Origin of the sequence: Vibrio sp. N418, from assembly GCF_000222565.1 — a bacterium.
GTDB classification, from domain to species: Bacteria; Pseudomonadota; Gammaproteobacteria; order Enterobacterales; family Vibrionaceae; genus Vibrio; species Vibrio scophthalmi.
The window spans coordinates 34107-54233 of the sequence record NZ_AFWD01000051.1; the positions used below are offsets into that span (position 1 = coordinate 34107).

Here is a 20127-nt window from a genome sequence, read left to right on the forward strand (position 1 = left end):
TGAAAAATATTTTCATATTAAAATTGAACATGAAAATATTCTCCGTAAAATCCATCTAACTTAGGATCGCTAGTGCGGAGAAATGCATGATTCAAGGCCTTATATCAATCTCAAATCGAGCTAACAACGATCACTTTCTATTTAGTGCTTATGTTGTTCTTATTGGTTTGGGTTTCCCTATTTTGCGTTATGCCAGCTTAAATTTTGACACTTTGAACAACAATGCTATCCGTTTTCTTTCTGGTGGTGCTCTTTTTCTATTCCTTATCGCCCTCAAGCATCGAAGCGACATAAGAAAAATACTACATGACCCCATTCTTGCCGTGAAATTGCTTTTAGTCGGTGTACTCATGACCGCTAACATGTACTTTTTTATGAATGGAATGCAATTAACAACGGCTCTAACGGGCAGCGTTTTCTGCATTCTTGCTCTCCCTATAGCAACAATTATGGCTGCTTTTTTTTATTCAGATGAGCGGAGGAAGGCCAAAGACATTCGCTTTATATCCGGTTCCACTCTTGCAATAGCAGGGTCGCTAATCTTTATATTTAGTGCCGCTCAAACCGCGGCGAGTGAAAACTTTGTACTGGGTTCTTTCTTCTGGACCATCGCTATCACCATTGCCGCCATACAAAATTTACTGGTTAAAAGCATCTCTCATCGAATCCACACCATGGTTATCTGTGCATCAACAGCCACGATTGCTGGCTTAATTAACTTAGCTCTTGCGATATATAGTGGCAAAATTCATCAACTTGCGGACACCTCGACCTCTTTGATTGTATTTCTTCTCTTAGCTGGCATGTATGGCATGGTAACGGGCATGCTGATGGCATTTCACATCATCAAAAAAAGTGGCGTTATTACCTTCAATATGCTGCAACTTTTGGTTCCAATTGCAACGGCAGTGGTCGCCTATTTCACGTTAGGAGAAACCATCACCCTCATTCAAGCACTTGGGGCATCTATCGTTATTTTCGGTTGTCGCTATTCGTTAAAAGCCAATCAATCTTTATAGCCAACATCGTTTATCCGCGATGAAAAATTAACCGCTTTGGTTGGTACATCACATCACGCATAGTTTGATATCAGTCTATTCAAATAGTTATATGCCACTATTCGCACTTTGTGTTAATTTCTTCCGCTTAAACAGCTATACCTCTTATTGGTTAGACTCAGCGTAAAATCAATCAGGTTAAGCAAGTGCTTCAAATTGGCACAATGGTTCGCATGATTTAATCAGTAGTAACCATATTCAAAGACTTATGTTGATTGGTACACGTTGTAAGCTAAGATTCAGTCAATAAACACCCCAAGGACGCGCATTAAATGACATCACCGAAGTTTTCCATCGCTATTATTACCTCGGCTCTTCTCGCTCTAAATGGTTGTACTCTGTCCCCGACGCCGCAGTTGATCAGCGAGGTTAACTTTGTCGACCCCAATTTCGCCCAATGCGTTGAAGAAACTGGCGCGACTGAACTTGCACAAGTGACTGAACTAAATTGTAACGGCCAACAAATCCGTGATGTAAGCGAAATCCGCTATATGCCCGCACTAACCGATATCGTGCTGCTGGATAATCAGATTAACGAAATTGATGTCAGCCATCTGAAGCAGTTAGAACGTCTAGTTCTTGGCGGAAACCAACTCACTGCTATCGATGTCTCTAGTAACCTAAAGTTGCATAGTTTGAACATTTCGGGCAATAAACTCACCGAGATTGACGTGAGCGACAATCCGGAACTGATTAGCCTGTATGTGTATAAAACACCACTCACTAGCCTTAATGTGAGCCAGCAAAGCAAACTACGAGATCTTGGGGTCAGCCGCCATCAGTTGTCGACGATCGACCTATCGAATAACCCGCAACTTAGAATGTTGAACTTATCGGTCGGGACACTCGAAAACATCGACTTATCGCACAATCCAAAACTGGCATTTCTTTACCTGCCAAGTAACCAATTGTCGCAGCTTGATGTGAGTCAAAATCCAGATCTAAAAGTCCTGTCGGTGCGTAATAATCAGCTGCCAGAACTGATGCTAGGTCAAAATGCCAAACTCGAGAAAATCAAAGCCGATTATAACCAAATTGATCATATTGAATTTAATTCACAAGCGCCGCTGAGCGAGCTTGAATTAAACAATAACCGCATTGCAGAGTTGGATATCGCACCGTTTACCCAAATAGAAAAACTGGTCGCGTTTAATAATCCTCTACGCACTTTAATCTTTAACGTCGACTACTACCCTGAAATGCTGTCGATTGAAGGCACACCGGTGGCATTGGCAAACAAACCGCTCGATCAACAAGGCATCGCCAATTTGCTCTCACCACGAGTGAGCGTGATTGAAGGTGGCACCATCAGCCAAAACGGCAGCCAATATAACATTGTTGCTAGCCAAATTGTGATGCCAACCATTGGCCAGTATATTGGTTTTCGCTATGCCGTCACCTTACCTAAAAATGCTCAAGGTGAAGTCAGCCCTGCACTGGCAAATCAAAAACAGTTCCCGATCACCGTGCGCATGACTCACCCAACCATTACCGATCCGAAAAGTGGTAAAGGCTTCACCACATCAAGCTGGAACGACACCATGCTCGCCCATGATAACAACTTGGCTCTGTGGTACTTTGGCGAAAAATACGAGTTAGTCGAAGGTCGTTGGACGCTGGAAATCCTCTATCGCGATTCGGTGATCGCCAAACGCTCATTTATGCTACTAAATGCCGATGACAACAGCGCTGAAAATCAAACCAACGATCCTCGTTTTACCATGGCGACACTGATCAAAGAAGGTGAAGGGGTGTTGTGTGCGCAAGACAAATACCGCTCATGCCTAGCATTCGATAATCCAAAAAGCTGTGTGTCGGCATTAAAACCTTATAAAGAACAATGCCAGCAAGAGGCACTAAAGGCGATGGAGCCTCATCTTCGTCAAACCACTCAAGCACAATTAAAAGCTTTCTTTAGCTCTTATACTGCGTGTATGGCGAAAAACTATATAGAACACGACAGCAATCTGGATGTTAGCCAAGTCGGTAGCTGTTTGCTCAAGTAGCGAATACCAAAAGCAGTGCAAGCAAAAGTAATCCAACTAAAGCAGCTCACTAAAAGTAACCCAGTAAAAGTAAATAAGAACAATGCAATTATCACTTAATGCTGTAAAGCTAACTATCGCGACAGCTCTGCTGTCGCTGATCTCTTTTTCTGCTAGCGCAAATGACTTTTGTCAGCAGAATTTACTGCCGATTCTAAAACAGGCTTACCCAACGGCCACAGCGCTTACCAATAATGATGGTGAGCCTTATCAATTGCAGCTACATGATGAATACCAGCGCTCTATCGACCTAGGTTTTAGCTCACATGCCGTGTGCAAAGTATGGCCAGCCAAGCCGGAGTTGACCCTACTGGCGGTGAAGCTTGATTATTATGAAGAAGAGCAACGGGGATGGGCCGCTTCAACGGCTGATCTTGAAATCTTGGTAGTCGATACCAAATCCAAACAGATTTTGGCGCGAAAACTCTTCGTCGATGCACTTTTCTCCGACGCAATCTCAGTGGGTTCAATCGCACTAGATACCGCAAGATATCATTTAAATGATCAAATAACGGCCTTTGGCGTAAAGGTCGGTCGCAGTTCTGGCTCTGGTGGTTACCCATACAACAGTCAGTCGTTGAGCCTGTTTCAATTTGACGCAACTCAACCCCAAGGCAAGCAAATTTCATTACTGGTCGACAGTTTGATTGTTAATCAATTTGGCGGTGAGAGTGATACCACCTGTGCTGGTGAGTTTTGGCGCACCAAACGTATTGTGATCATCAATAACCCTAATCAGCAAGCGCCTAACCTGTCGCCATTAACGGTTAAAACGCAAGTTAAGCATTTCCGCAGTACCCGAGAGGAAGATTCCTTTGAGTGCGTCGACAGCACTATTGATATCAAGAAAGAAACGACGACGCTGCGCTTTGATGGCACGCAATACCCTGTCGCCAAAGAGATGCGGTACCACTTTTAAGCTTTTTGATAAAGAGCTAGGAATTAAGCTGTGATAATAAAGAGAATGACAATGATGAAGCTCGCCCTTCTATCGATCGTTAGTAGTCTGTGTCTTTTTGCCAACCTCAGCTATGCGGCTAGCTTTGATTGCACCCAAGCGCGTGCGCCAGTTGAAAAGATGATTTGCAGCAATGATGAACTGTCAAATCTAGATCAGCAATTGCATCACCAGTATTACGCTTATCTGACGCTAAACAAAGATAGCATCGATGTTGTACAACAAATAAAACGCGAACAACGCGCTTGGCTCAAGGCGCGTAATCAGCAATGTATAACACCGTTTGAATGTGCGGTTCTTTACGCGAAGCGCATCGCTACACTACAAAAAAAGACTGTTCAACAAGGCCTAATCGCTGAATTGCCACATATTTCAGATAGTAATCAGCTTATTTGGAATAGAGAATTTAGGTTATTGCGAGCTGATTTCTTTGGCGATCATTCCAGCTACCTTCTCAGCAAAACACCATTGTTAACCTCAGAAGCTTTCGCGGCGCTAATGAGTGGCCCTCCTCAGGCTTATCAAGATAATGGAGAAGTGGTGATCGCGATGTCGTGTCGTCAGCATTCGTGTCCTGAAAAAGGCATAGTCGCGATAGATAAAATCACTACAAATAAAAGCACTACGAATAAAAACAAGATAGCGATGGTGTTTGCGGCCATTCATTACACGGATGAGATGGGCAACAGCCAAATCGATAAACCGACGCTGACTTTCTACTATCGCGACCCAGCACTTTTTGAACGCGTCAAAGCAGAGATACTGGCGGTTGTGGCGGAACACGTCACCGTTGTTCAAGTTAACGAGGTTCTCATCGGCGATAAGCTAATCAGCGAAGAATAAATCTGCGGGGACCTCGCAACGAATGCAAAGCCCCATCCCGCAAAAAAACCGTCGCGCTATGCCAAAAACCACAAAGGGAGCCAAAGCTCCCTTTTGTCTTTATAAGCCCTCTAGTATTAATAATCTCACGCGCTTCATGACCCAAACTTAATGCATCAAATGGTAGACGCGTAATGAATCGGCCATTGCCGCGAGATCCTCGCCTAAGAAAGTGATAGTCAGCGGTTGATTAGCCAGTAACGTGAAACTGGAATCGTCGAAGCGGCCAGCGGTATCACACTCTAAGTGCACAAAGAAGGCGGGTTTGTCGGCCAATAACGTAATTTGGCGGTCTACAATGCTCACTTCAATGTTTGCCTTCTCCATTGGTAATGTTTTTAGCTCATGAGTGCTAAACCATGTATTGCTGATACGGGTTTGTGCACCGCGTGATTCGACATAGAAGAAACCAGATTTTAGGTCTAGCGTCTTAAACTCGTCATCTAGCTGCCAAACCACTGCGTTGCTGTCTGGCGATGCGGTGTGTTCTATCGGCCACTGCTGTTTTACGTTACCTTGCCAATCCACCCATTGAAGCTGCGCGTTAACGGTGACGGATTGCTTGCCATCATTCAACAAATGCAGGCTTAATTTGCCGGTATGTTCTGAGAACACCAAATACTGCGGGGCAAAAAAACGCTTAGTGTGATAATGCAATTGCTTCCAGCGACCACTGTACTCCAAGCTAGACCAAGAGCTTACCGGCCAGTTGTCATTCAATTGCCAGTAAAGCATACCGCGACACACTGGCGAGATGGCGCGCCAATGATCGCAAGCGGTTTTGATGGCCATAGCCTGCTGCACTTGGCTTAGATACAGCATTTGTTCAAAGCCCGTCGGGAAACGGTAGTAACGCGTGAACATCTCGGTGATGATGCTGTTACCGCGCGGATTCTTTTGATGTTGCTCAAAAGTCGCCGATGTCACGTTCCAATCTTGCTCGGGCACAAACTGCTTCACTTCAGCAAAAGACGGCCATGATTGAAAACCAAATTCCGAGCAAAAACGTGGGTTAACGTCAAGATAAGCCGCAAATGATTTACCTGAGTGCCAAACATCCCAAAAGTGCATATCGCCTTTGCTGTCGTCATGCCACGCATCGCCAAAATCCAACTCGCCATTACATGGAGAGCTAGGCCAGAAGCGGCGTGAATCATCTTGCTGACCGATAACCTGCTCTATCATTCGATTAAGGCGATCGTAATTAACGGTGTATTTCACTTTGTTGTGCTTGGATTCGTCATACCAACCAATCGCACCAATCACTTCGTTATCGCCGCACCACAACGCAATCGATGGGTGCTCTTTTAAGCGCGGAATTTGGAAGCGAAGTTCTTGCTCCACTTCTTTCAAGAAGCCATCATCAGAGGGATACAATGAGCACGCGAACATCATATCTTGCCAAACTAACAAGCCTAGCTCGTCACACAGGTTGTAGAAGGTATCACTTTCATACTGGCCGCCACCCCAAACGCGAATCATGTTCATATTGGCATCGACAGCACTTTGTAACAGATCACGATAGCGCTTTTCACTCTCTCTCCCGGGCATGGCATCCACCGGGATCCAGTTAGCACCTTTGGCATTAATCGGAATACCATTAACGACAAATTCCATCGCAGAGCCATGTTGATCGGTTTGATTATTTAAATGGAGCTGACGTAAACCGATCTTGCGTGACAACGTCTGCTCGGCGCAGCAAACGCTAATCAAGTAAAGGTAAGATTCACCATAGCCCGCAGGCCACCAGCGCTGAGGCTGACGAATATGGAACTGACATGGATAGTGACCACTGCCTTGGGTTTGAATGGTTTGGCGCTCCCCATTCAAATCCACGCTCACTTCGTGCAGATGATGGTCACTTTCTATTTCGACCAACGCCGTTACAATCACACTGCCATCCGCTTGCCATTGCTGTTCGGTCGAAAAACCTTTTAACCACAAATCGCTGATCACATCAATTTGGATCGGGTCATAAATGCCAGAGACCATCAAGCAGATCCCCCAATCCCAACCAGAATGACATTGCGTTTTACGGATCAAATTCATGTGTGGTATTTGGTTATTCCCCATGGCGGAAGGGATCGGAAACGGCAATGTTTTTGCGCGCTCTAATCCTTCCAAATCCACGCGAGCAAACTCCACTCGAATCGTATTGCTGCCTTGTTTTAAAAAGGGCTTTATATCAACACGTTGCTGCGCAAACATATTACTGCACTGGAATGATTGTTCACCATTGATGTAGAAGGTCGCCAAGGTATCAACGCGGGTTAGCGTCAACCAAACGTGCTTTGCTGAGTATATGGCTGAATCTACCTCAAACTGACGAGAGAGGTGCCATTCACACTCTTCAATCCAACGAACTTTGGCTTCGTTGTCGGCAAGGTAAGGATTAGGAATGAGATCTGCTTGCAGTAATGCCGTTACGTTATCGCCCGGTAACGTCATTGCGATATCGATATCTGGACGCTGTGGCGACGTCAAACGCCACGTTCCATTGAGTTCCAAATGAACCATTGGGTACACCTTTATTTTATTATTAGAACAGGTTGACTCAATGTAATCCTGAGGATGTGATAGCAGAATAAATGACATGTTATTTGCACACAAAATGCGGCGTACTTCACGTGCAGTTTCAGCGCTATGAACGCGCTATGAAAGCGGCTAACAGGCTTTGGTAGCCGCTGAATGAAACGGCTTTTCGCCGGTTGAGAAATTCGTTAATCGATATTCGCCAAACCATCCCATACAGAATGGTTTCCAACCACGATTTAACACCGCAATTCTCAGTCATTTATCGGCTAACTCGTTAACACAACAATTGTCTTACGCCCCCAAAGTCTTAATTCAAATAAGCATCTAGTATCATTATTACAAAAATAATAACGACAAAAGATAAGACCATCCTCCAGTTTATCGTCTTGCTTAATTACTAATAAAATGAGTAGCCTATAAATTCAATCCCTCTTACTCGCCAAAGCTTCTCATACTCTCCAGCGCGCTCTACGACTAATGTCTAACTGACTGAGACTGTTTGTTTTTTTAGGTTTGGTATAAAGTAACAACAACTTAATTTCAATGATGAGCTTTAGTAAAAAGTTAATTTAATATTCCTATTTAATAGTGAGTTAACTTATTAATTAATACATTTACTTATAAATAAAATAGAACCGCCGAGTTCTTTGTGGCAGAAAATATATAGCGACTCCGCTAAATCTTCGCGCCGTGATTCAATAACGTTTGTTGAAATAACACACCTTAGAGTGTGAACGAAAGGAATCAACATGAGCAGCACTTTAGAATCCCAACATATACGACCTGATCAGCCTCAAGTCAATGAGGATGAACTCACTTATGAACAGCAACATAAACCAAGCTCAGAATTTGCTTCCCGAGAACAATATTTAGAGCATGAATTACAAATCATGGCGCCTAAACGTTGGCGTCCCAATCTGCCGTTTAAAGATTATCGATTTGAGATAGAAGATACGATTCCTGCAATGGCGGGAACCATTGGTAAAGTGGTTATGGTGGGTGCCATTGCTGCAACTTTTGCCGGGGCGCTAGGCCTAAACGAAGACTTTATTTTAGAAAATGTTCGTTATGAGTTACTCATCGCCTCTATTTTCATCATTCTTTTCTCCGGTTTTTTATTGCCGACCGCGAACCTAGCAGGAACACACGGCCCGCTCATCCCTTTAATTCCAATTGTGGTTGCCGCAGGCGGGCACCCTATGGCATTTGGTGTGTTGATTGGCACATTTGGCTTACTCTTAGCCATCAGTAAAGGCGGCAGCATGTTGGCAAACCTCACCAGTAAAGGCGTGTGTGGTGGCTTGTTACTCTACCTTGGCTTTGTGGGAACCGTTTCTCAAGTGAAAAAGCTGTTCGCTTGGGCTGAAGGAATCAACATGAGCCATATTGCTTTTGTCGTGATCTTTTGCACCATTATTCTCTATGCTTTATTGGAACATTTTCGCAAACGTTGGCTAGCAGTCCCTCTTAGTTGTTTGCTCGGTGGTACGTTAGCTTTTGCCATGGGTGCACCGTTTTCTTTTCAAACCGAACCGGGTTTGCCCAATATGAACCCAATGTATTGGTGGGGAGAAGATACCGGCTGGATGCTAGGCTTACCAACTATTGAGCATTTCATGGTGGTATTGCCGTTTGCGATTTTAGCAGTCGCGATGTGGTCACCCGATTTTCTAGGCCATCAAGTATTTCAAAAAATCAGCTATCCAAAACGTACCGAAAAAGTCCATATGAACATTGACGATACCATGACCACGGCTTCTATTCGTCAAATGTTCGGCTCTCTGCTTGGTGGCACGAATTTCACCTCTTCATGGGGCACTTACATCATACCGGCGGCGATTGCCAAACGCCCTATTCCTGCCGGCGCTTTGCTGACGGCTCTGTTCTGCATCATCGCTGCGGTTTGGGGCTACCCAATGGATTTGGCGATATGGCAACCTGTACTGTGTGTTGCGCTTATTGTTGGGGTGTTTGTGCCATTGCTAGAAGCGGGAATGGAAATGACGCGTGAAGGGAAAACCACCCAATCGGCAGCGATTGTTGTCTTTTCTTCAGCACTCGTTAACCCTGCATTTGGCTGGGCTCTTACCATGCTGTTGGACAACTTAGGCTTAGTCGGTTGTAAAGAACGTAGCAGTGAACTGAGTAAAATGAGCCGTTGGGTGTTGCCTGGCATTATGTTTATTGTGCTAAGTGGCGTGATGGCATTGGTTGGCCTGCTACCTGGGCTTCCAGCAATCATGCCCAGTTTTCGCTAACCTTTGAATAAGAGTGATTGAATGTTTGATCCTTTTTAAGATTAAGCTTTGCTCGCAACACAAAAAGGCCTCGCAAACGCGAGGCCTTCGTTTTAGCTATAGAAGGATTACAGCTATCCTTTCACCAATACACCGCCCTACTTGACGGACTTAATCGCTTTCACAGCGTTATCTAGAAACTGCTGTAAGAGTGGGGACGGATTTTTTCTTCATCCCAGCCTGATAGCTCAATATTGATCAATGATTTACGCTTCTCATTGCACAGTGAAGCGATCTTGATGATAGGCAGTTGGCTCCGAAACTGCGCGATAAGTATGACCTTTTTGCTGTCACTAAGGCTGCTTCGACATTGCGCTAAAACCGCTTCAGTATCTAATTGATGTGCATTCTCGATAATCTGGATATCCGCACTCTCTTGATAGCAATCAATCAGCCAAGATACCGCAGGCATTTCTAAGCTGGTCAGTACGATGACATCTCTTGTTGCCACAAGCTCGTGGAGTTCAAGTTGTTTGAGTTCAGTTGGCATAAATACTCTCTCCGTCACGTCAACGAGCTAACCATTAAAGCCGGGTGCCCAGTTTAGCCTGCGCCAAATGGTAGCCTCTGTCTATCATCTCTTTTGAGCGATCAAACTCTAAGGTGCCACAGGCATTACGTGGGATCTCCAGCGTAATATCCGCGGGGTAAGCGGCCAATTTTTGGCGAGCAATGGTCGATTGCATCGCATCAAATGCTTGGTTGGCAATGTCGTAGGCAGCAAAATTAAGGGTCATTTTACTTTTTACACTACTACCTAAATTATCGATAAAATGAACAACCTTCTCATGCAGATTACTCTCTTTTATTGGTCGGGAAACAGGTGTCGCTTCCGGTTTAACCGTTTCAGGTTCACCACCTAAATTTACAGCCAATGTACAGTCTGTCTTGTCTCCGAAGGTAGGCGCAATCGGTACAGGATTGAGCACTCCGCCATCAATGAGCTCTTCACCACCGATGACATGAGGCGTGAAGAACAATGGCAAAGATATCGAGGCGCGAATGGCATCAAACAGAGAGCCGGATTGCAGCCAAACCTCTTTTTCTTCGGCGACGTTGGCGGCTACTGCGGTATAAGGGATAGGCAACTCTTCAATAGAAATCTCGCCGATCAGTTCACGCAGTGTGTCGATGATCTTGTCCCCTTTAAACATACCACTCGACTGCCATGAAAAGTCCAGCATCATCGCCATATCCTTTTGGTCGATACTGGTGACCCATTCTTCAAATTGATCCAACTTACCCGCAGCGTAAACACCACCGATAAGTGCACCAATTGAACAGCCAGAGATAGATTGTATCTGATAGCCATGATCAATTAACCAGCGGATGATTCCAACGTGAACTAAGCCTCTTGCTCCACCACTGCCAAGTACAAGAGAGATCGTTTTTGCCATCGTATGAATCCTTTAAGTCATGAGTTTTTTGGGTAAGTTTCAGTCCATACGGGTGATAAAGGTTTGCTCATCATCGACAAAAGCGACGTAGCTGCCGTGATATATGAACACTCGACCACGCCCTTCAACTAAGCATGCAAGCTGTGGGATCAAATCTTCTTCGAGCTCTTGACTTTGATACGTGCCGGTATCGGTGATCACACCGCGGAGTGTAGGCAAAAATCCATAGCTGCGTTTGGCTTGATCAATCAGGCTCAATTCACTGCTGGTAGAGAAGTAAGACGGGATTGGACCGGCATCTTCGATAAACATCGATTTCAGTTCTTCAAATGCTGTAATCACCAGCCAGTCGATGTCGTTAACATGATGAATAAACATAGAGATTCCCGATAATTCTGATGCAGAGATTCTATCACTATCAGAGGAAAAACGTGGTAGAAATTGAGCGTCTAAGGACGGTAATTCAAAGCCATTTTCAGAAATCCTGCGCCAGCTTGAAACACGGGTACAGTTAATATTGAGTATTATTCAGAACACAATAAAGCCTCGTGCAAGTGAAGTCTTAATAGGTTTCTCATTTGCTTCTGAGTCGATGGCAATGTGCGGGCATTCACTCGTATTACTGGCATTTTAGTGGTGAAGCTCAGCCAATGACCTACTATTAATTAATACGTAATCAATGAGTTAATGATGGATCCACTAACGCAAGGTGTACTGGGCGCGTCCCTCTCTCTATCGGCGAGCAAAAAACAACACATACTCATCGCTGGGTTCTTCGGGCTAGTCGCTGGAATGGCACCGGATCTGGATGTCTTGATCCGGTCTGAAAGCGATCCTTTACTCTTTTTAGAGTTCCATCGTCAGTTTACTCATTCACTCTTTTTTATTCCTCTTGGCAGTTTCCTATGTGCTCTGGTTTTACACCGACTATTAGGCAAAAAGCACCAACTATCATTTCAGCAAAGCTGGCTTTACTGCGCACTAGGTTATAGCACTCACGCGTTGTTGGATGCTTGTACCTCTTATGGTACTCAGCTGTTTTGGCCTCTAACCAAAGAACGTTACGCTTGGAATCTTGTGTCCGTGATTGATCCAGCGTTCACCCTTCCCCTATTGATCTTAGTCGTATTTACCCTACTAAAACGAAATGCGTGGCTTGCACGTATCGCAGTAATTTGGGCTTTAACTTATCCCACGCTCGGCATGATTCAAAGAGACAGGGCTGAGGCGGTAGGTTGGCAACTTGCGAAAGAACGGCAACACGTACCGATTCAATTAGAAGCCAAGCCGACTTTTGCAAATATTTTGGTTTGGAAGGTCATTTATGAAACGGAGGAGAACTACCATGTTGACGCCATTCGAGTTAGTCGTTCAATAAAAAAATATCCCGGCGAGTCCATCGTAAAGCTCGATCTAAGCCGGGATTTTCCGTGGCTAGACCCTAATTCGCAACAAGCCAAAGACATTGAACGTTTCAGGCAGTTTTCAAACGGCTTTCTAGCGCGATCCCCCGACGACGAGCTACATATCATCGATGTACGATATTCAATGGTCCCAAATCAATTCAACGCGCTTTGGAGCATCAAGCTGTCACCATCAGCGAATACGGACGTCCATGTCGAATACGTGACACATCGTGACAATAGTTCAGAATCAAGACAACTCTTTTCCGACATGCTATTCGATTTCTAACCAAGCCAATATAAAGAGCATTTCTACTGACTCGGTGATTGGTCAATCAAAATGATCTCTTTCAGGAATAACAAGCCAAGGGATGGTCGATGTCAGGGAGGGTAAATGTAAACTAGGAGAAGGTTAAAAAAGGATTGTCAGTTAAACCAGACGAATATCTGCCCAAGTGATTTACTCTCTGTACAACACAAAAAAAGCCTCGCAAACGCGAGGCCTTCATTTTAGCGATAGAACGAATACAGCTACCCTTTCACCAATACACCGCCCTACTTGACTGACTTGATCGCTTTCATCAGTGTTTTGTTGAACTGTTCTGGTTGCTCTAGCATAGGGAAGTGGCCTGAGTCTTCAATGTAGTAGATGCTGTAGTCCTTAATGTGTCTCTTATTCGCTTCTGAGTCCGTTGGCCATAAGCGCGCATTGACTAATATGACCGGCACGTTCACGCTTTCATACACGCGGTGTGCTTCGCCTGTCACATATTGGCCGAGATAATGGCGGAACTGGTTTATCGCAGCAACTGGCGGTGCTGAGGCCATGTCTTGCGTTACCCAATAAAGAAGATCTGAGTCTACCTCTTTAGGTAGCGAGCCTTGCACGAATAGCGTCATACCCGCTTGGAAATCGTCTTCAAACGGTTTGGTCATTGCATCTAAGTCGCTTTGTGAAACTGGTAGCGCCACGTTTTGCGATGTATCGACTCCAATAATGCCCTTCACTCTTTTCGGCATCAGTTTCGCTGCTTCGGCTATCACGCCACCCGCCATCGAATGGCCGACTAAGATGACGGAATCAAGTTGTTCTTTATCGATGATCGCTTTAATGTCTTGGGCGAAGGCAACCATCGTGTACTCTTCACGGTTGAACGACGAGTTACCGTGGCCAGCTAAATCCATGGTGATCACTTGATAGTGCTTGGAAAACTCACTCACTTGGTTTTGCCATAGCCTGCTGTCTAAGCTCCAACCATGAATGAAGATCAGCGCCGTGTTGCCACTGCCGCTTTTGCCATACGCAATTTGCTCACCATCATGAGATAGCGCAATACCGTACTTCACCAACGAATCATCAGCGGTGGCATTTACGCTACCAAGCGCCATGAATACCAAGAGTGTGATGCGTAAAATTAAACGTTTCATAATGTCTCTCTGCTTACTTTGGAGAGTGCAGAAAAAGCGCCCTCTCAATCAATATAGCCACTATAAAGTGTGATGTTGTAGACAGGTCAATAGTGGTTTGGAAAGAAAACCCTCACCAGTTCGCTCTCTCATTCGATCTATTTAGCCTAGAATATTATTCTTTGCTTTAAACTGTACATTTGTGACAAAATATTTTTAATATAATCATCACTTTACGAGTTTATTATGCAAACAACAAAAATCACGTGGCAAGCAGGTGAAGAGCTTCACGAAGGTACGACTGAGCTGCGTGCTTGGCATGATTTTAAGGCTTACGGCAATGTTAGTTTTCGCACTAAAGAAGACCTGTCTATTGCGGACAGCATGCAGCAATGGTTCTTTGCTAATGAAAAGCGTATTTATGCGCTTGTCTGCGATTACATTAAGCAAAACTATCAGGAGCTACTTGAAGAGTCAGAGTTTCTCGATGTATTTGACGAAGATTCAGAAACTTACCCGACAAATGTTGGTGAGGTCAGCGAAGCGGATATGCAGGCTGGGGATATATTTAAGTTAATGCAACTCTCTGCGTTTGTTTTACACCACCCAGAAAAAAATGCTGTAGGGATGGTTTTTGAATGCGCTTGGGATGAAGAGCATGGCTTTGGCATTGTGATTCAAGGGGATGAGATTATTTCGCAAGGCTTTGAGCAGATCGTCTATCGCTCGCTATAACGCGTTTAAAAATAGGCCTCACTTCAAAGGCTGAATTGGTGTTGGCAGATCCAATTGAAATAGTGCCTGCCTTTTTATCAATTCTCCACCACAGGTTCCGTGCATGGACGCACAAATGTCGTGAAGGCAGGATGCCTAGGAACGGCCTTATGCGCAAATACTTCAGCAAGTCGGCAAGCACAGTCCTAATGGGTGCCGCTAAAACGTCCATATTTCGGCAGCTCGCTTGCGCATCGACAGCCGATTATCGGTCTCTTCGATTTAGGCTTGATTAAGTTTGCTAAGAAGAAAATGCCCCAAAACGCGCTACAATTGCAAAATACCTCATTGTTCTAAACGGTAACTCAGCATGATTTTTCTAACACTATCAATCTACTTTGATGCTTGAGTTTGAATTACTGACAATACAGCATTGGTTGTAATTTAAGCTAATGACTCTACAGTGTATGAGCAAGATCAAGATAGCTATTTATATTCTTTGATTTTAATACGCATAAGCCTGAGTATAAGTTGAATTACCTAAATATTACAATCAATGGAAAGCACGTAATGACAGACCTAAATCAACTAATTTCTTCGGCCGTTAAAGCATCAGGTGTAGACGATACAATTCACGCTCAATTGACAGAAGCTTTAAAAAAAGAGCTTAACGGCTATGTAAACCTAGAACTGCTTAAGACAAAGTTAGAAGTGTTATATAACTTTGAGAAAAACTATCTAGAATTAGTTAAAGATTACAAAGACGAGATCAAGTTCGCCAGTACACTACAAGAAGATTTACGTAAAGAACGTGCAAAGTTCTTCTCTGAAACAATAAAAGAAGTTTCTCATACACTTAGTGACTCTCAAGTTCACGAAGATGTTGCTTCGAAGTGGTTAAAAGAACTTGTTGATAGTTATACTAAAAGCTTAGATCTAAGCAGTAGCCTTATTGAAGAGCATACGCTTGATACTATCGGTAAAATACGCTCAGAAGCTAAGTTAAATAAACCAAATATTTATGAGAGTGTCAGTTAATTAACAGGTGGTAATGCTAAAACATGAATTTCGGCATGTGCTGTTAATTTAACAAGATTAAATGAAGTTTAGAAAATAGTTATTTATAAAGACTATAGAAATTTTATTGAGGATATTATATTTGATAATAAAAAGAAAAATAGTAGAGACAAAGATAGATCCTAAAGCAATTCAAGAGCTATTGACGGCTTTACGAGATGCAAGGGTGGACCTTGTTTCGCGTAGTGTTAGTGAAGATCCTCAACTTTTTTCAGCTTTCTTTCAATATGAGAACAACGAAAATCTTTTATCACTGTCCTTTGAAAGAGAGTATTCGATTTTCATCAATAGCAATCTTGAAAAATTTTCAAAAAATATCACTGATATTGAAGATGTCGAAACACAGACGAAGTTAAAACATATTATCGAAGAATTTGTGGGTTTTAAACAATCCAAAAGCAGTTCTTGCATAGACGCGTTCTTTCTTGATGATAAAGTCAAACAGATTGAAAAAATCTTTTCAATTTTTGACAAAGATAAAGATAGGATCGAAGAAATTAATTACATAATAAGAAAGGATCAAGTTCTTTTTGAAAGAGAATTTAATCGATTATTAGGAGAGCAAAATGGGATTTCTTAGTAAGATTGGGGGTGCGCTTCTTAGTTGCATCAGTAAACCAGTGGAAGTTTTATGTGATTGGGCTTCTGAACCGTTAAAGGGTAGGTCTCACGATAGAAGTGAATCTGCAAGGGATTCCGCCCATCAACGAAATATGGAAACCTTAACCGCTCAAACAAGGTCTGAACACGAAATTAGAACTAGAGAGATGGAACTAGATCACGAACTTAGGGCTAAGGAAAAAGAACTTGATGTAGATCTAGAAGTTCGTAGAGTTCGTGAAATCGAAATGGCTGTAGCTGAAATTCAAGAATGGAAAAAAGAAAAAGAGTTCGAACGTATGGAGCGAACTACTGCAGCAATTGCTCGTTACCTTGAACAATTGACCAAGTTAAACGTTGAAACGATTAATGCAATTGGTCATATGCAGCTTGAACTTAAAGAACGCGCTCAACAACTCGTATACGAAAAAACTATTCAGTATAAAGAGCTTCAAGATACCGCTATTGAAGAAGCAATGAATGACTTCCTCAGAATCGAAGAAAAGTTTGGTGATAATGAAAGAGCCAAAGACATTTTAATCAGGGCTGTTGATACTAAAATGGGCAACATCATTGATACATCAACTCGATTCTTAGAAGAACTTAATCGAGACATTGTTAGCCTCAACCAAAGTATTGATAGACTTACTAATCAAGGACAGAAGTTTATTGAAAACCACCTAGAGCGCTTTCATATTACAGACGCGAGTCCACATCTAACTCTTGAAAATGCAAATAACGAGAAATTTATACCATTGTCAAAAAATATTAACTAATTTAATTTGTATTAGTTCCGCCTGTGGATCTTGTTATTTAAATTGCAGACTGTAATTTAATCTGCTTTATACGGACAAGTTTTTACTTTCAATACTAAAAGTAGGTTATCCAATTTTATCAGTATTTTTAATAAAGTAAATTAGACCATTTAGTCTAGTTTACTTTTGTCCAAAAACAACGTAGACCAAACCGCCCTATTCTGACTGTATTTCAACCACTTATGCCTAATGTCAGTTATCCGATATCAATAGAGTGATGCCTCGCAAGGTTATGACGCGATTTCACACATACAATACGCAACACTCAGAAATAGGATTGGTATACCAGTTTGAACATCCGTTTAATGGAACAAAGCGATTTAACTGCGGCGGCTGAAATTTATCAGGCCACCTTCGTCAGACAGAGTCATTCCCTTGAATGGCTACAATGCAATTTAAACGCATTCCCTCGCTACATGATGTTTGTCGCACAGAGCGACAATGAAATCCTCGGCTTTATTACCTGGGCACAAAAAAGCGGTTTTCGACGCGAAGTGGTACTCGAGCTCGAATTACTGGCCGTGAAACCAAGTTGTCAGGGTAAAGGCGTCGGCAAAAAACTGATTGTGGACTCCTTACCGTTAGTCAAAACACTATTAGCGAACAAAGACGCGGTATTAAAACATGTATTGGTGACTACTCGTGCTGATAACTATGCTCAAGAGCTGTACAAAAATGCGTTAGGCGCTGAAATCGAAGCGACGATCTCAAACCTCTATTCCGCTGATGAAGTGCTGATGATCGCGCGCAATGTTGGGACGAGGTTGTAACGTTAACGCCGAAGATTCAGAGTCGATTTTGAAGAGCCGCTAGGATCAGGTCTTGCCTTTTGCCAACCAAGATTTCCTATACTTACCTCCTGCCTTGACGACTCTTCAACCGCCAATACCTAATGTAACGCATTGCTATAGAGGGATAGCTCGCAAGATTCTATGTTGATGGTCAACATGGGGCGTATTTTGATAGGAAAATAGCCCGCTATCATCAGGAATGATTATAATCACCGCGAAAAACTTAGAGCCTTTAATCGCACATCACACCACGAGAGAATCAATGAGCATCTACGCCCCCGGCACGCCCACCTACAAAAAAGTGATAGGTTATATTGGTATGGCACTGTTGGCGTTATCTCTGTTGGGTGTGTTGACTTCCACGCTGATCAATGACCAACTCTATGCGATATTGTCCATCGGGGCTGGCCTAATTTCAGCCGTTATCGTCATACTCATGTTGTGGTTGATGAGAGATGAACAGTCAGAACTGAGCTTGCATATCAAAGAGATGCGCCATAAACGCTGGAAGGCTATTCTCTGCATCGTCATTGTTATCCCTCTTTTTCTGCAAATATCGCTGGCAAAAGGATTGCCGGTAGTAATCCACCATCTCATCTCTGACGAAGCGATTATCTTGAACAGCGTCAAAGAGACTCGTCACGGCTATAAAAACAAAGGCCCTGACGGTTGTGTTTACATTAACGGCTATCGTTTCTGGTACAACAATTTTATCTGCGGCCTAACGGAAGAAGACTGGTATGAAGTGAAGCCTGATGATGTATTGGTGCTGAAGGGGTCTAAGTCGGCAATCGGTTTTAGCTATCAAGGCTATAAGAAGCTGACAAGTTCATTGTTGCAGCAAACAATCGCTGAGCGCTTAAAACAGCAAGGCTATAAAGCGTTAACCCTTAAAGAAGCACAAGCGCTTGTTTCTCAGTAACCACTACTGGCCAGTTCGTAATCATCTTGCCCAGTGAGCCATGTATAACGCAAGCGTGATTTACTCAACCCGTCGCTGAGTAAATCACGACTCTGCACGTTAATAAGCGATGACTAATTAGCTATTAGTTAAGAATAGCTGCGCCAACTCAGCGTCGGCTAATACCGCTTTTAAGGCAGGATTATCCCCTTTCATCAAATCTTGCATCATTGCTAAACGCAGATCGTTTGGCAGTAGCTGCATTTTCAAAAATGCCTGAATATTGCCTAGCTGAACCTTATTAGGTTTGACGTTATTCACCTTTAGATAGTGGTATAAACGTGTACATAAGGTCGCCAGAATATCAACGCGAGGAACGGCGCCACCTGCGACTTTTTCTATTTTAGGCGCGATTGTTTTCGCAAAATCCTTCGCATTCACAATGGCCTCTGGCGAGACTAACTTACTTAAGTTTTGTTCAACAAAAGCGATAAAAGCATTACACGTCACGTCATCAAGGCATGATCGCGCCAGAATATTCACTAAAGGCAGTTCCGCTTTTAGATCACTGATATTGGCAATGCTGGTAAAAAACTGCACTAATGAACGTGGCGTGGTGCGTTCCCCATCAACCAGTTCAGGGTAAGTCAGAATAAAATCGATTCCACGTGGGTCTACCCCAGCACCTTCCGCCCACAATGCCCATGCTTTGGCATCAAATTGCATCGTGATGTGCATCATACGCGTCAGCATGGCATCATCCATTGGTGTTACAGAATAATCACCGCCATCGGGGTTCGCCGTTAAGACGATGTGCCAATCTGGTGGCAACGTCCAACTTACCAATTCGTTGTTTTGTAGCAGCTGCATGATGCCACGCAAAATGCGCTCATCGGCACGGTTCACGTCATCAATCAATAAAATGCCGGGGCCAGCTTCGGTTGGCACCCAATGAGGAGGGGCAAAACGTGTCACATCTTGGCCATCTTCGCCTTTTTCAACTTTTGGCATACCAAGTAGATCGCCCATCTCTTCAAACTGCGCTGGAGCAATGGCTCGCCACTGCATGCCTCTTTGTTTTGCAATTTGCTCAACGAGCTGGGTTTTACCAATACCATGCCGACCCCAAATACACACAGGCGTGATATGTTGAGTATCATTAGACAAGAGGTGTTCGACAAACGAGCGAACTTCTTGAGCCTGACAACTCAGGCCATAATACTGATATTGAGCTTTATTCATAATAT

The 20127-nt window shown here is 43.5% G+C and carries 18 protein-coding genes; 12 read left to right on the plus strand and 6 right to left on the minus strand.

Annotation, left to right across the window (positions count from 1 at the left end):
* The first annotated feature begins 86 nt into the window (after positions 1 to 86).
* The 4 genes from RH86_RS10205 to RH86_RS10220 all read left to right on the plus strand — a co-directional run bounded on the left by RH86_RS10205 (position 87) and on the right by RH86_RS10220 (position 4904).
* Positions 87 to 1019, plus strand: coding sequence for a DMT family transporter (locus tag RH86_RS10205; RefSeq protein WP_009386107.1), 933 nt, complete (start codon positions 87 to 89; stop codon positions 1017 to 1019).
* A 311-nt stretch (positions 1020 to 1330) separates the two neighbouring features.
* The gene (locus RH86_RS10210) at positions 1331 to 3064 is read left to right on the plus strand and encodes a DUF3859 domain-containing protein (protein ID WP_009386108.1); all 1734 of its coding nucleotides are present in this window, start codon (positions 1331 to 1333) and stop codon (positions 3062 to 3064) included.
* An 82-nt stretch (positions 3065 to 3146) separates the two neighbouring features.
* Positions 3147 to 4022 carry a hypothetical protein gene (locus RH86_RS10215; protein ID WP_009386109.1) on the plus strand — a complete coding sequence of 292 codons (876 nt, stop codon included), beginning with the start codon at positions 3147 to 3149 and terminating at the stop codon, positions 4020 to 4022.
* Between the two features lie 51 nt (positions 4023 to 4073).
* Complete coding sequence (locus RH86_RS10220; RefSeq protein ID WP_009386110.1) at positions 4074 to 4904, plus strand: lysozyme inhibitor LprI family protein; 831 nt, start codon at positions 4074 to 4076, stop codon at positions 4902 to 4904.
* Between the two features lie 147 nt (positions 4905 to 5051).
* Here RH86_RS10220 and RH86_RS10225 read toward each other — a convergent pair whose 3' ends face one another.
* Positions 5052 to 7460, minus strand: a complete 2409-nt coding sequence (locus tag RH86_RS10225) for a beta-mannosidase (protein WP_009386111.1) — start codon at positions 7458 to 7460, stop codon at positions 5052 to 5054.
* A gap of 767 nt (positions 7461 to 8227) precedes the next feature.
* On the opposite strand from RH86_RS10225, the gene RH86_RS10230 reads away from it, so the two are divergent.
* Complete coding sequence (locus tag RH86_RS10230; RefSeq protein WP_009386112.1) at positions 8228 to 9736, plus strand: DUF3360 domain-containing protein; 1509 nt, start codon at positions 8228 to 8230, stop codon at positions 9734 to 9736.
* Positions 9737 to 9908: 172 nt separating this feature from the next.
* Here the strand turns inward: RH86_RS10230 and RH86_RS10235 are convergent, their stop codons facing one another.
* From RH86_RS10235 to RH86_RS10245, 3 genes are read right to left on the minus strand one after another with little or no spacing between them, the layout of a single operon-like run.
* On the minus strand, positions 9909 to 10265 hold the full coding sequence (locus RH86_RS10235; protein ID WP_009386113.1) for a hypothetical protein: 357 nt from the start codon (positions 10263 to 10265) through the stop codon (positions 9909 to 9911).
* Positions 10266 to 10299: 34 nt separating this feature from the next.
* Positions 10300 to 11172, minus strand: a complete 873-nt coding sequence (locus RH86_RS10240; protein WP_009386114.1) for a patatin-like phospholipase family protein — start codon at positions 11170 to 11172, stop codon at positions 10300 to 10302.
* A gap of 39 nt (positions 11173 to 11211) precedes the next feature.
* Positions 11212 to 11550, minus strand: coding sequence for a hypothetical protein (locus tag RH86_RS10245; RefSeq protein ID WP_005595754.1), 339 nt, complete (start codon positions 11548 to 11550; stop codon positions 11212 to 11214).
* 312 nt (positions 11551 to 11862) lie between these two features.
* On the opposite strand from RH86_RS10245, the gene RH86_RS10250 reads away from it, so the two are divergent.
* Positions 11863 to 12864: a metal-dependent hydrolase gene (locus RH86_RS10250; protein ID WP_009386115.1), complete on the plus strand. Its 1002-nt coding sequence runs from the start codon at positions 11863 to 11865 to the stop codon at positions 12862 to 12864.
* A gap of 266 nt (positions 12865 to 13130) precedes the next feature.
* Here RH86_RS10250 and RH86_RS10255 read toward each other — a convergent pair whose 3' ends face one another.
* Entirely contained in the window at positions 13131 to 14003 is an 873-nt protein-coding gene (locus RH86_RS10255; RefSeq protein ID WP_009386116.1) for an alpha/beta fold hydrolase, read from the minus strand.
* Positions 14004 to 14228: 225 nt separating this feature from the next.
* Here RH86_RS10255 and RH86_RS10260 point away from each other — a divergent pair, with 225 nt between their 5' ends.
* From RH86_RS10260 to RH86_RS10285, 6 genes are all read left to right on the plus strand, one after another.
* Positions 14229 to 14717: a DUF6985 domain-containing protein gene (locus RH86_RS10260; protein WP_009386117.1), complete on the plus strand. Its 489-nt coding sequence runs from the start codon at positions 14229 to 14231 to the stop codon at positions 14715 to 14717.
* A 549-nt stretch (positions 14718 to 15266) separates the two neighbouring features.
* Positions 15267 to 15734 (plus strand): hypothetical protein, encoded by a 468-nt coding sequence (locus RH86_RS10265; RefSeq protein ID WP_009386118.1) that lies wholly within the window; start codon positions 15267 to 15269, stop codon positions 15732 to 15734.
* Positions 15735 to 15855: 121 nt separating this feature from the next.
* Complete coding sequence (locus tag RH86_RS10270; protein WP_009386119.1) at positions 15856 to 16353, plus strand: hypothetical protein; 498 nt, start codon at positions 15856 to 15858, stop codon at positions 16351 to 16353.
* Positions 16340 to 17149 (plus strand): hypothetical protein, encoded by an 810-nt coding sequence (locus tag RH86_RS10275; protein ID WP_009386120.1) that lies wholly within the window; start codon positions 16340 to 16342, stop codon positions 17147 to 17149. Before RH86_RS10270 ends, RH86_RS10275 begins: the two co-directional genes overlap by 14 nt.
* 344 nt (positions 17150 to 17493) lie before the next feature.
* Positions 17494 to 17958: a GNAT family N-acetyltransferase gene (locus RH86_RS10280; RefSeq protein WP_009386121.1), complete on the plus strand. Its 465-nt coding sequence runs from the start codon at positions 17494 to 17496 to the stop codon at positions 17956 to 17958.
* 283 nt (positions 17959 to 18241) lie between these two features.
* The gene (locus RH86_RS10285) at positions 18242 to 18901 is read left to right on the plus strand and encodes a hypothetical protein (RefSeq protein ID WP_223296340.1); all 660 of its coding nucleotides are present in this window, start codon (positions 18242 to 18244) and stop codon (positions 18899 to 18901) included.
* A 117-nt stretch (positions 18902 to 19018) separates the two neighbouring features.
* Here RH86_RS10285 and RH86_RS10290 read toward each other — a convergent pair whose 3' ends face one another.
* The gene (locus tag RH86_RS10290; RefSeq protein WP_009386123.1) at positions 19019 to 20122 is read right to left on the minus strand and encodes an AAA family ATPase; all 1104 of its coding nucleotides are present in this window, start codon (positions 20120 to 20122) and stop codon (positions 19019 to 19021) included.
* Positions 20123 to 20127 lie beyond the last annotated feature (5 nt).